Raw genomic sequence first — 12,549 nt, forward strand, 5'->3', positions numbered from 1 at the left:
GCGGACCAGGTGGGTCAGGCGGTACCGAGGTTCCGCCGAACCGAGTCGAACCAGGCTCGTAGCATTCGCCTCGGCCGGACAAACCAATTCCCCTCAGCTCCCCTCGGCTGACGAAGATGATCGGAGTGCGCGTGGACGTCCTCGTGACCGGAGGCAGTGGGTTCGTCGGTTGTCATCTGGTGGGGCGGCTGCTGGAGCGCGGTCATCGCGTGCGGACCACCGTCCGCAGCGCCGCGAACACGGCGAAGGTGGCACCGCTGAAGAAGCTGCAGGACCGGTTTCCCGGCCGGCTGGAGATCTTCGAGGCCGATCTGCTCGTCGACGGGGCCTTCGACGAGGCGATGAAGGGATGCGAGGTCGTCTTTCACGTGGCCTCGCCCTTCCTCATGCCGGAGAAGATCAAGGACGGGCAGCGGGACATGGTCGAGCCCGCCCTCGTGGGTACGCGGAATGTGATCGCGAGCATCGAGCGGACGCCCAGCGTCCGCAGGCTCGTCTTCACCTCCACCGTCGGCGCGATATTCGGCGACTACGCGGACGTACGCCACATGGAGGGGCAGGTCCTGACGGAGGCGTACTTCAACACCACCAGCACCGTTGAGAACAATCCGTACCACTACGCCAAGACCGTCGCGGAGCAGGCCGCCTGGGAGGCGGCGAAGGGGCAGTCGCGGTGGCGGATGGTCGCCGTCAATCCGGGGCTGGTGCTCGGGCCCTCCCTCACGCCCGCCTCCGAGTCCGGCAGCCTCTTCCTCCTCGACGAACTCTTCAAGGGGTACTTCTTCTACGGCGCCCCCGACTTCAGCTTCACCACGGTCGATGTGAGGGACGTGGCCGACGCGCACATCGCCGCCGCCGAGAAGCCCGACGCGCAGGGGCGTTACATCCTCGCCGCCGAGACCATGACGTCGTTCCACGACATGGCGCGCATCATCCGTACCCGGTATCCGATGGATCTGCGGCTGCCGCGGACCCGCCTTCCGCACTGGCCCGTCCGTGTCCTCGGGCCCGCCTTCGGACTCACCCAGGACTACATCCGGGGGCATCTCGGCATCCGGTTCGAGGTCGACAACAGCCGAAGCGTCCGGGAGCTGGGCATCTCCTACCGGCCGATCGAGGGGACCGTGCTGGATCATTACGAGGCCTGGCGCGCGCAAAGGTCCTAGCCGCGGGCCCCCGCCTCCCCGAGCACCCCCCTCAACCGCTGCGCCCTGAGCACCAGTTCCAGCTCGAAGCGGCGGTCCGGGTCGTCGATCTCGTCGCCCCACAGCTCACGGATCTGGCGGAGGCGGTAGCGGACGGTCTGGGGGTGGACGCCCAGCCGGGCGGCCACCTCCGGGGCCCCGCCCCGTGTCTCCAGCCACGCCAGTAACGTTTCAGCAAGCCTGCGCCCGTGTGCCGGGCCGCAGTGGGTGAGCGGGGCCAGACAGCGCAGCGCCAGGTCGTCGATGAGTTCCTCGGGCTGGAGCAGGACCAGGGCCTCGGTGTGTTCCGTGCAGTACAGGACGTCCCCGGCGGGCAGCAGCCCCCGTTCCATCAGATGTACGGCCGCCTCGGCCCAGCGCAGCGACTTCCCCGCGTCGGACAGCGGTACGGGCGGCCCGATCGCCCCGGACCAGCCGGTCAGCGCCCGGTGCAGCAGTTCGGGCCGGCCGGCCGCGTCGGGTTCCGGCACGACCATGCGGGGCTGCTCGTACTCCATGTCGAGCAGCACGCCCTGCCCCACGGCGGGCGCGACCGCCTCGCGGGCCGGGCGCAGCAGCACGCCGACCGCGACCTTGCGCGGCAGCGTCCAGCCGACCCGGGCGGCCCGTTCGGTCAGCGCGTCGGCCGGGTCGCCCCGGTGGTGCTCGGCGAGCAGCAGTTCCATCAACCGCCGCTGGAGCCTCAGCCGCTCCCCGGCCTGCCTCGCCGCCGCCTCCGCATAGCCGCGCACCGACTGGTCGACCAGGCCGTCCAGGTACTCGTAACCGGCGTCGACGAGTTCGTACATCGCGGGCGGCGGGATCTCGACCCGCTGCCCGATCTCGGCGAAACGGCGCCAGGCAAGCCGTACGCCCATCCGGTAGATCGCCTGCAGGGAGTCGAGTGAGCGGCCGTGCAGGCCCTCCCCGCGGCCGAACTCCTGGAAGACGCCCGGCGGGACCGTCGGGCGGCCCTCCGACTGCTCCAGGTGCTGGACGAAGACCTCGATCGCGCGGCGGATGCCGACCAGGGCCATCGGCTCGCCCGACTCGTCGAGGACGACGGGCAGGTGCGGGTACTCGCGGCGGATCTCGCGCAGGATCTCCTCGGCGAGCGCGGGCGCCTCGGCCATGGCGAGGGCGGCGAACCGGCGGACCTGGAGACGGGGGACGTCGTGCCAGGCCGAGCGGGTGGTGACGGCCGGTGAGTGGGCGGGCGTCACAGGTCAACTCCCTTGCCCGGCTTGCTCGTACGTGATCAAGGGGGTGTTGGGCTGGGCGGGCGTCGCCTCGAGCAGCGCGACGATGCCGAGCGCGGCGCCCACGGCGAGTGCGGCGGCGGCCACGACGGTGAGAAGGGCAGCGAGCAGTCTGGACATCGCAGGGTCAGCCTCTCTGTCCGGAGGTCGTCCCACCCCGGTGCCCCCACCCCTGCCTGTCGGCCCCAGTCTCGACAAGCATTGACACCCCGTCAAGAGCAGCCTACGGTTCCCGGCCCAAGGCCCCGTCTTCCCGCCAGTCCGGCGTCGCGGGCCGGAGCGGCCCCAACTCCGTCATCCCTCCCCCTGGAGTGTCCGGATGCGCCGTACAGCCTCCCCCCTTTCGCTGATCCTGCTGGGACTGGGCACGTTCTTGCTGGTCCTGGCGCCGATGCTGGCCTGGTACGTCGAACCGCGGGCCGCCGTGAACCCGATCGACATCGACATCACCGCGGTCTACAGAGGCACCGGAAGCTACTTCGACACCGACCAGATCCAGACGGTCCACGACAAGCGGATCACGGTCACCCAGCAGGTGCGCGGCAATGTCGCGGACAGCGAGAAGAGCGGGCGGGCGGTGTGGGACGTGACGACGACGGTCGACACGGACAAGTCGCTGCCGGCCGCCGATCCGCACGACGCGCTGGAGTTCTTCCTCAACCGCTGGGTGACGAACCGTCACACCAACCAGCCGGTGCACTGCTGCAAGGAGAACCCGTACTTCGAGGGCGACGCGTATCTGAAGTTCCCCTTCGACGTGCGCCGGAAGTCGTACCAGTGGTGGGACAACTCACTGGGTTCGACCGTCACTCTGCATTACTCCGGCACCAAGAAGATCCAGGGATACCGCGGTTATCGCTTCACCGGCACCGTCGCTCCGGCGAAGATCGGGACCCGGCTGGTCCCGGGCACCATCGTCGGGCAGAAGAACAAACCGCAGGTCCTGGCCGAGGAGTGGTACTCCAACCACGGTATCGAGCTGGTCGTCGACCAGCGCACCGGCCGGGTGCTCTACGCCCAGGTCGGCCCGCGGCGCACCCTGCGGGCGCCGGGCACCAAGAAGGACGCGGTGGTGCTGCTGGACAGCCGGAAACTGGCGTTCACCACCGCCACCCAGAAGGACCAGGTGAAGCTGGCCAAAAAGGAGAGCGGTCAGCTGCTCATGGTGGGGCAGACGTTGCCGATTACCGCCGCTGTGGCCGGATTCGTACTGGCGGTGGTGGGTGCGGTTTTGGTGATACGAGGATGGAAGCGTCCCGATTCACCCGATACGCCCCGGACTTCACAGGCTCAGCTCACGATGTGACATGACGTCAGTTCTAATAAGGCGGAAATTTGTCACCCCGGTGAGTAGCCGTGGCGAACGGCTGGGCGAAAACTGTCCAACCCCACCCAAGCACAACGTGTCCACACCCCCCGCCCATGAAGAGCTCAGTCCCCCCACAGCAAGTCCGGAAAGCCACTGCTGAGTTCCGCACCCTGAGACGAGTTGGAGCACCCATGCCCCAGCACGTGCCTTCCCCGCTGCGCGCCACGCACCCCTGGCCTCCGCAGCACCCCTCGGCGCTCCCCCCACAACCGCGCCGAATCGTTTTCCTCGCCCACCGTGATCTCGACAATCCGGCGGCCGGCGGCTCGGAGCTGCTGGTCGACCGGCTCGCCGAGGGCCTGACCGGCCTCGGCCACCAGGTGACCCTGATCTGCGGGGGTCCCGCGGCCTTCCGGGACTACCGGGTCGTGTCGGCCGGCGGCGAGTTCGGCCACTACCTGCGTGCCCGTTCCGCCTTCGCCCGTCAGGTCGGCGAGACCGATCTGCTGGTCGAGGTCTGCAACGGGATGCCGTACCTCGCGCCCTACTGGCACCGCGGGCCCACTGTGTGCCTGGTCAACCACGTGCACACCGATCTGTGGAAGATGCGGTTCGGCGGGCCCCTCGCGCCGGCCGCGCGGATCGGCCGAAGACTCGAGCAGTGGGCGCTGACCGGTGCGCAGCATCGCAGCCTGCTGGTCGCGGTCTCTCCCTCGACCGCGCATGCCCTGCGGGGGATCGGTGTCTCGCGGGACCGGATCCGGGTCGTGCACAACGGCGTGGAGGAGCCCGGGCCGCGTGCCGACCGGTCGGCCGAGCCGCTGTTCGTGGCGGTGGGCAGACTCGTCGAGTACAAGCGGATCGATCTGCTGCTGAGACTCTGGGAGCGGGTGCGGCCCGTGACCGGGGGCCGGCTGGTGATCGTCGGCGACGGGCCCGAGCGAGGGCGGCTTGAGCAGCTTGCCGGGCCCGGCGTGGAGTTCGTGGGCCATGTCTCCGAGGCGGAGAAGCATCGGCTGTTGTGTGCGGCCTGGTTGTTGCTGCATCCCTCCGCCGTGGAGGGGTGGGGGCTGGTCGTCACCGAGGCTGCGACTCGGGAGACGCCGACCATTGCCTTTGATGTGCCCGGGCTGCGGGATTCCGTCGTGGACGGGGAGACCGGTGTGCTGGCGCACGGGGAGTCTTCGTTTGCGGCTGCGTGGTGTGCCCTTGCACTGTCCGGGCATCGACGGGAGCTGATGGGCAAGGCTGCCCGTGACCGGGCGGCGCGGTATCGGTGGCACCGGACGGTGAGACAGTTTCGGGCGGTGGCTGCGGAAGCCCTGCGGGGCTGGGCGTCGTGACGCCTATGCGCCGCGCGGGGCGTGTCGGTTCGCGACTGCGGGATCGTCGTGGCTGGTCGCGCAGTTCCCCGCGCCCCTATTGGGGCGCTCCAGTACCCGGCGGATTCAAAGATCCGTCCTTTCGGCGCTCCCTCGCCCTCTTCCGTGCCTTCCGGCACGAGCAAGACGACCCGGAGAGCTGCTACGAACTGCTGGCCCGCGACGCCGCCGATCAAGTCGAGGCCTACGACGGTCCCGTCGACGGCCGTACCGTCGTCGACGTCGGCGGCGGTGGCGGGTACTTCACCGAGGAGTTCCGGAGGCGGGGCGCCCATGCCTACCTCTTCGAGCCCGACGTACAGGAACTCGGCGAAAAACCGCCCGACGGGGCCGTGATCGCCGACGGGTACCTGTTGCCCCTGCGGGACGGTGTCGCGGACGTGACCTTCTCCTCCAATGTGCTGGAGCATGTCGCCGATCCGCAGACGTTCCTCAGCGAACTCGCCCGGGTGACGCGGCCCGGTGGGCTGATCTATGTGTCGTTCACCAACTGGCTGTCCCCGTGGGGCGGTCACGAGTGGGCGCCGTGGCACTACTTCGGTGCCGAGCGGGCCCGCGCCCGCTACCGGCGGCGTACCGGAAAGCCCGCCAAGCACACTCTCGGCGAGAACCTCTTCGCCGTGCACATCGGCGCCACCCTGCGGCAGGTGCGCGCCCGCGACGACGTCACGGTCGTCTCGGCGCGCTCCCGCTACTGGCCCTTCCTCGCGGAGACCGTCGTGAAAGCGCCCGGGATACGTGAGGTGGCCACCTGGAACCTTCTCCTCATCCTCCGGCGGTGTCCCCCATGACGACCACGGTCCAGGCCCCTCCTCCGGCAGCCGTCCACACCACCGCGGCCACCTCGGGCCCGCCGGAGGGCCCGCGGTCGCGGCGCTGGCTGGTGGGGTTCTGGGCCGTGGCGTTGCTGCTGTTCCTGGTGGTGCACCCGGGGCGGCAGACCTTCGACACCAAGCTGGGTGTGACCGTCGACCCGGGTGCCTTCTTCTCCGGTCTGGGGCAGCTCTGGCACGACCAGGGCAACTTCGGGGGCATCCAGGACCAGTACGCCGGCTATCTGTGGCCGATGCTGCCGTTCTACTGGCTGTGCCACGCGATCGGTCTGCCCGTGTGGCTGGCGGAGCGGCTGTGGTTGTCGCTGATCGTGTCCGTCGCCTTCTGGGGGGCGCTGCGGCTGGCCGAGCGCTTGCGGGTGGGCAGCAGTGGGTCGCGGCTGCTCGCGGGGGTCGCGTATGCGCTGTGGCCCGTCTTCACCATCGTCGTCGGGTCGACGTCCGCGGCCGCGCTGCCCGGTGCCTTTCTGCCCTGGGTGCTGCTGCCGCTGACGAACGAGCGGTACAGCGCCCGCATCGCCGCCCTGCGCTCGGCCCTGGTCGTCCCCTTCATGGGCGGCGTCAACGGCGCCTCCACCCTGGCCTCGCTGCTGCCGGTCGGGCTGTACCTGCTCTCCCGCCCGTCCGGGCCACGGCAGCGCAAGCTGATCGCCTGGTGGGTGCCGGGGGTGATCGTGGCGACCGCCTGGTGGTGGATACCGCTGCTCATGCTCGGGGTCTACGGCGAGAACTTCCTTCCGTACGTGGAGACCTCGCAGACCACGACGGCCACCATGTCGGCGACGGAGGCCCTGCGCGGGGCCGGCAACTGGGTCGCGTATCTGCACTTCGGGCAGGCCTGGCTGCCGGCCGGGTGGACGGTCGCCGCGTCGGTGGTCGTCGTCGTGTGTTCGGCGCTCGCCGCGGGGCTCGGTCTCGCGGGGCTCGCGAGACGGGACATGCCGGAGCGGCGGTGGCTGGTGCTGACCGTGATCTCCACGGTGCTGGTGCTGCTCGCCGGGTACGGCGGCGCGTTCGGCGCACCCTTCCACGGGGTCGTGCAGGACTGGCTGAACGGCGGGCTCGTCCCCTTCCGGAACATCTACAAGTTCCAGACGGGGCCGGCTCTGGCGCTGGTGCTGGGGCTCGCGCACGTGGTGGGGATCGCGGCCGAGCCGCGGGGTGCCCGGCCGGTGCGCGGGCGCCGGTTCGCCCCGCTGATCGCTGCGGTGCTGATCCTGCCGGGTCTGCTGTGGCCGTACCTCAACGGCTCGATCCTCAACCCGGGGTCCTTCCAGGAGCTTCCCAAGTACTGGAAGACCACGGCAGATTGGCTGGAGAAGTACTCCCCCGACTCCCGTGCCCTCGTCGTCCCGGCCACCTCGCACGGCATCTACACCTGGGGCTCCCCCATCGACCAGCCCCTCGACGTCCTCGCCAAGTCCCGCTGGGCGCAAAGGGATTACGTCCCCTTCGGAACCCCCGGCAACCGGCGCGCCATGGACGCGGTGGAGGACGCGCTGGCCTCCGGGAGTGACGTTCCGGGGCTTGCCGACTACCTGAGCCGGGCGGGGATCTACTACGTCGTCGTACGCAACGACCTCGACCCCGACCAGATCGGCTCCGTGCCGACCACGACGGTGAAGCGGACCCTGGAGCAGTCGGGGTATGCGAGGGTGACCGGGTTCGGACCGGTCATGACCGGTGGCCGGATCGCCCATGATGCGCCGCTGCAGGTGGAAGGGCTCTACCCGCGGCAACGGGCGGTCGAGATCTACGAGCCCACGGACAAGGACGTCCCGCGACCGGGCCAGGCCCACCTGCTGCCCGTCTCCGACACCGCGGTCGTCTCCGGCGGGCCCGAGGCCCTGCTGCCGCTCGCCTCCGAACTGCGCGGCCGTGCGACCGTGCTGACCGGTGACAACCACCCGGGGATAGGCTCCCCGCCGCTCCAGGTGGTGGGCGACGGACTGCGGCGCGCGGACACGCGGTTCGGGCTGGTCAGCGGCAACACCTCGTACACGTACACCAGTTCCGAGCGGAACGCGCCGGACGCCGTACAGGACGCCGGGAAGCAACCGCACCAGATCCTGCCGACCAAGGGGCTCGACCACCAGACGGTGGCCCAGCTGCGCGGCGCCCGCTCGGTGACGGCGTCCTCCAGCGGCAACTGGCTCTTCCACCTTCCGCAGTACGACCCGGTGAACGCCTTCGACGGCAACCCGGACACGGCCTGGGCGGAAGGCGCACCCGGCTCGGCGGACGGGCAGTGGCTGCGCATCGGCTTCACCGGCTCGTACGACATGCCGTCCTCGTTCAAGGTGACCCCGCTGCCGCAGGAGAGCGTGCGGTCGGCGGCGACGAAGGTGCGCGTGGAGACCGAGAAAGGGGCCAGGACCGGTTTCCTGCGGCCGAACGGCCAGACGCAGAGCATCAAGGCACCGGCGGGCACGACCAGTTGGATGAAGCTGACGATCGTCGACTCGGTGCAGCGCCGCTCGGGTCTGACGGGGGCGGGCTTCTCCGAGATCGCCCTCCCGCACGTCCAGGTGACCCGGCTGCTGCGGCTGCCCACGGACGCGGACGACTCCGACGCCGCCGCCACCCTGATCTCCCTGCACCGCACCCCCGACCCCACCGGCCTCTCCGCGACCGGCACCGAGGCGGGCCTGCACCGGCGCTTCACCACGGCCACGGCAGGGACGTACGAGGTGAAGGCGGGCGCGGTGCCGGTCAGCGGCGAGGCGCTGGACAAGCTGCTGTACCAGGTCACCCCCGACCAGCAGAACCGCATCGTCGCCACCGCCGACTCCACGGCGGCCCTCGGCGCGGGTCTGTCGGCGCGCAACCTCACCGACGGCGATCTGACCACGGCGTGGATCGCGGGCGACCGGCCGACGATCCATCTGAGCTGGAGCGGCAAACAGCCGGTGGGCGAGATCGTGCTGGCGCCCGCGGCCGGCCTGTCCACCCGTCCCACCCAGGTGGACATCAGCTCCCCCGACGGCGCGACCATCGCCGGCGTCGACGAGAACGGCGTGACCCGCTTCGACCCGATCACCACCGACCACCTGGACATCACCATCACCCGGACGGCACCCCTGACCCTGCACAACCCCGTCGCCGACGAGGACCTGCAGCTCCCGGTGGGCCTGAGCGAGGCGTACATCCCGGCACTCGACCAGTACCGCACCCCGCAGCCCAGCGACTCCCGCCCCTTCTCGCTGCCGTGCGGGCAGGGGCCGGACGTCGCGGTGGACGGCAAGCTGTACCAGACCAGCGCGAAGGGGACGGTACGGGACCTGACGGAGCGCCGGACGGTTGACGTGGCGCTCTGTCAGCAGGGCCGTAAGGACGGCGAGGTGGAGCTGGCAGCCGGTACGCACCGCGTCGAGGCCGGGGACGCCGGACCGCTCACCCTCACCGATGTGACGCTGACCCGCGGCACGGTCACCGAACCCACCGCCGTGGAGCGCCAGTTGACGATACGGGACTGGCTGGGCGACCGCCGCGAGGTGACGGTCGGCTCCGGGGCGGCCACGTATCTGACGACGTACGAGAACTACAACGACGGCTGGAAGGCCACCCTGGGCGGCAAGGAGCTGACCCCGGTCCGCCTCGACGGCTGGCAGCAGGGCTGGCGGATCCCGGCCGGGGCGGGCGGCACCGTCAAGCTGTCGTACGAGCCCGCGACGGCCTACCAGGGCGGGCTGATCGGCGGGGCGGTGGGCCTGGCGGTCCTGGTCGGGCTGGTGGTCTGGCGCCGCCGCTCGCCGAACCCCGACCCGCCGCAGCCGGTACCGCCGCTCCCCGGGCTGTGGCTCGGCACGGTGGCCCTGACGGTGGTGGGCGTGCTGATCGCCGGATGGATCGCCCTGCTGGTGCCGGCGCTGGCGCTACTGGCCTACCGGCGGCACGCGCTGCTCGTGCCGGTCGCGTTCGTCGCCCTCGCGGGGGCCGGTATCGCGGCGGCCACGGGGGCCGGGGAACCCGTGGGAGCAGGCGAGGGCGCCTTCGGCCACACGGCCCAACTGCTCGCGCTGATCGGGCTGTTCGCCGGTGTGGTGAGCGTACGGGAGCCCGACGAGGGACCGGGGTCCACGGCGGTGCTGCCGCCGGTAACGGGCTCGGAGGCACCGACCCGTCCCCTGCCGCAGCGGCGCCGCGGCGAGACCGGACCGGTACCGGAGGGCGAGACCGCTGCCCCCGCACCTCTTCCCCGCCCCGACGCCGGGCCGACCGTCTCGGCCCGCGGCCCCGGCGGACCCGATCCCGACCCGCCGACCGCCCGGATCCAGTTCCGCAAACCGAAGTTCCGGCCGACTCCGCCCGAGCAGCCGCAAGCGCCTACGGGGAGGGACGAACCCACGTGACCGCACTCGAACACCCCGCCCGCGCCGAGGGCCCGCCGGCCCGACCACCGGCCCGCATCCCCTTCCCCGTCGTCGACGAGGTCGCCCGGCACTGCCTCCAGGAGGAGGAACCGGAAACGGTCCACATCGAGGTCCACCTACCGGGCCCCCTGGACCGCGACCGCCTGCGCGCGGCCTTCGCGGAAGCACTGCGCCGCCACCCCCGCATCCTGATGCGCGAGGCCGCCGGCCACTGGTACCGGCGCCGCTACGAGTGGGAGCTGACGGAGGAACCGGACACGGAGGTGGTGACCTTCCTGCGGCCGGGCCCGTCCGCGTTACGGGACGCCCGAACCCGAGCCCTGACGACGGCACCACCGCTGACGTTGTCACCGCCGATACGGCTGGAAGTGGTGGAGGACGCCGGTCCGGCCGAGGGCAGCGAGGCGTCGGACTCGGTCGGCGTAGCTGCGGGCAATCGTGCCGCTGGGGCGGCTCCCGACCCAAGGAACGCGGCACCCCGCATGCGCGGGCCAGCGAACCCGCCCTCCGGCAACAACACCGGCACCGCACAAGGCACCGGCACCGTCCTCTTCCTCACCATCAACCACACGGCCCTGGACGGCCCCGCCTGCCTCCGAGTCCTGGCCACCGCGGCCGAGATCTACAGCGGCAAGGACAACTCCCCGGCCCCACCCCCCACCCGCACCCCCGACACCACCCCCCAGGACCCCATGGAGACCCCGTCCAACTGGTCCCCACCCGCCAGGGTGGCCCAAGGCACCCCCGAACCCTCCCCCGGCAACGGCATGCTCGTCACCGAGCTCCCCCTCCCCCACCGGCCCAAGGGCTCCCCGTACACGGTGAACGACCAGCTCATGGTCACCACAGCCCTCACCATCGCCCACTGGAACAGAGAACACGGCGCACCCCCCCGCCCCCTCCGCATCACCATGCCCGTGGACGACCGCCCCCGAGACGCCACCATGCCGATAGGCAACGGCACCCGTCTGGTCGAAGTCCCCTTCGCCCCGGAGGAGTTGGCCGCCCACGACCCCGCCGCCATGCCCGCCCTGCTGCGCCGCACGGCAACCCGCACCCGCGCCCTCAAATCCCTCCCCCGCCCCCAACTGGGCCACGGCGCAGCCCTCCTCACCGCCCCCGTCACGCCCGTGGCCTGGCGCGCCGCCCTCACCCGGGGCCTGCGCAGAGCAGCCGCCCCCTGGACGTCGACCACGCTCCTCAGCAACATCGGCCGCATCCCGTACCCCCTGGACTTCGGCGAGGAGGCGGGCCGCGCGCACGCGGTCTGGTTCTCGGCGCCGGCCCGTATGCCCCGCGGGCTCACCGTCACCACCGCCTCCACCGCGGGCCGCCTCCACCTCGCCCTGCGCTGGTCCCGCGCCCTGCTCAGCCACGGCGACGGCGCGCACCTCCGCGATCTGTTCGAGCACTATCTGCACTCCACGGAGGTGACCCCGTGAACGCGACCACCGCCCCCGTGCACCGCCCCGAGCTGCGTGACTTCTACGAGGATCCCGCCGTCCCGGTCGCCTCCGGCACGCCCCGCAGCCTCCGCCAGGCCCGGATGCTGGCCGCCGCCCTCGGCCCGGCGGCCACGGGCACCCCCCGCACCATCCTCGACATCGGCTGCGGCGACGGCACCGCGGCCGCCACCGCGGCCCCGCTGCTGACCGGCCACCGCATCATCGGCGTCGACTGGTCCCAGGACGCACTGAAACGGGCCCGCACCCACCTGTCGTACGCCATCCGCGGCGAACTCACCGACGGAGGGCTGCCCTTCAGGACCGCCTCCGCCGACGCCGTGCTGTTCAGCGAGGTGATCGAGCACCTGGTCGACCCGGACGCCGCCCTCGACGAGATCCACCGCATCCTGCGCCCGGGCGGCCACCTGATGCTCTCCACCCCGAACCTGGCCGCCTGGTACAACCGCGCCCTGCTGCTGGCCGGCGTACAGCCCGTCTTCTCCGAGGTCAGCCTGCGGGCGATCCACGGCCGCCCGGGCACGGAGGTCGTGGGACACCTGCGGCTGTACACCGCCCGCGCGCTGCGGGAGTTCGTGGCCGCGTCCGGCTTCGAGATCGTGGACGTCAAGGGCGCCCCCTTCCACGGCGTGCCCCGGTCCCTGCGCCCCCTCGACCGGCTGGCCTGCTCCAGACCCTCGCTCGCCTCGATCCTTCTGCTGCACGCGCGCAGGACAAAGACGTAGAGGGGGCACGTCATGTGGTGG

9 protein-coding genes are annotated in these 12,549 nt (G+C 71.3%); 7 read left to right on the forward strand and 2 right to left on the reverse strand.

Annotation, left to right across the window (positions count from 1 at the left end; genetic code table 11):
• Positions 1-116: 116 nt before the first annotated feature.
• Positions 117-1,166, forward strand: coding sequence for an NAD-dependent epimerase/dehydratase family protein (locus ACFY1E_RS01825; RefSeq protein WP_389070196.1), 1,050 nt, complete (start codon positions 117-119; stop codon positions 1,164-1,166).
• On the opposite strand, the gene ACFY1E_RS01830 is transcribed toward ACFY1E_RS01825, so the two are convergent.
• Together ACFY1E_RS01830 and ACFY1E_RS01835 are read right to left on the reverse strand one after the other, a co-directional pair.
• A complete protein-coding gene (locus tag ACFY1E_RS01830) occupies positions 1,163-2,407 on the reverse strand; it encodes a helix-turn-helix domain-containing protein (protein ID WP_389070198.1) in 1,245 nt (414 codons plus the stop codon). The two genes, ACFY1E_RS01825 and ACFY1E_RS01830, sit on opposite strands and share 4 nt — an antisense overlap.
• A 3-nt stretch (positions 2,408-2,410) precedes the next feature.
• The gene (locus ACFY1E_RS01835; RefSeq protein WP_389070201.1) at positions 2,411-2,563 is read right to left on the reverse strand and encodes a hypothetical protein; all 153 of its coding nucleotides are present in this window, start codon (positions 2,561-2,563) and stop codon (positions 2,411-2,413) included.
• A 199-nt stretch (positions 2,564-2,762) separates the two neighbouring features.
• On the opposite strand from ACFY1E_RS01835, the gene ACFY1E_RS01840 reads away from it, so the two are divergent.
• The 6 genes from ACFY1E_RS01840 (at position 2,763) to ACFY1E_RS01865 (ending at position 12,528) form a co-directional block, all read left to right on the forward strand.
• The gene (locus ACFY1E_RS01840; RefSeq protein WP_389070202.1) at positions 2,763-3,749 is read left to right on the forward strand and encodes a DUF3068 domain-containing protein; all 987 of its coding nucleotides are present in this window, start codon (positions 2,763-2,765) and stop codon (positions 3,747-3,749) included.
• A 194-nt stretch (positions 3,750-3,943) separates the two neighbouring features.
• Positions 3,944-5,095: a glycosyltransferase family 4 protein gene (locus tag ACFY1E_RS01845; protein ID WP_389070204.1), complete on the forward strand. Its 1,152-nt coding sequence runs from the start codon at positions 3,944-3,946 to the stop codon at positions 5,093-5,095.
• A 5-nt stretch (positions 5,096-5,100) separates the two neighbouring features.
• Entirely contained in the window at positions 5,101-5,925 is an 825-nt protein-coding gene (locus ACFY1E_RS01850; protein ID WP_389071579.1) for a class I SAM-dependent methyltransferase, read from the forward strand.
• Positions 5,922-10,319: an alpha-(1->3)-arabinofuranosyltransferase family protein gene (locus ACFY1E_RS01855; RefSeq protein WP_389070206.1), complete on the forward strand. Its 4,398-nt coding sequence runs from the start codon at positions 5,922-5,924 to the stop codon at positions 10,317-10,319. The genes ACFY1E_RS01850 and ACFY1E_RS01855 overlap by 4 nt, the downstream gene beginning before the upstream one ends.
• Positions 10,316-11,782, forward strand: coding sequence for a condensation protein (locus ACFY1E_RS01860; protein ID WP_389070209.1), 1,467 nt, complete (start codon positions 10,316-10,318; stop codon positions 11,780-11,782). Before ACFY1E_RS01855 ends, ACFY1E_RS01860 begins: the two co-directional genes overlap by 4 nt.
• Entirely contained in the window at positions 11,779-12,528 is a 750-nt protein-coding gene (locus tag ACFY1E_RS01865) for a methyltransferase domain-containing protein (RefSeq protein ID WP_389070211.1), read from the forward strand. Before ACFY1E_RS01860 ends, ACFY1E_RS01865 begins: the two co-directional genes overlap by 4 nt.
• The last annotated feature ends 21 nt before the right edge of the window (positions 12,529-12,549 follow it).

This window comes from Streptomyces sp. NPDC001604 (assembly GCF_042893475.1).
Taxonomy (GTDB): Bacteria; Actinomycetota; Actinomycetes; order Streptomycetales; family Streptomycetaceae; genus Streptomyces.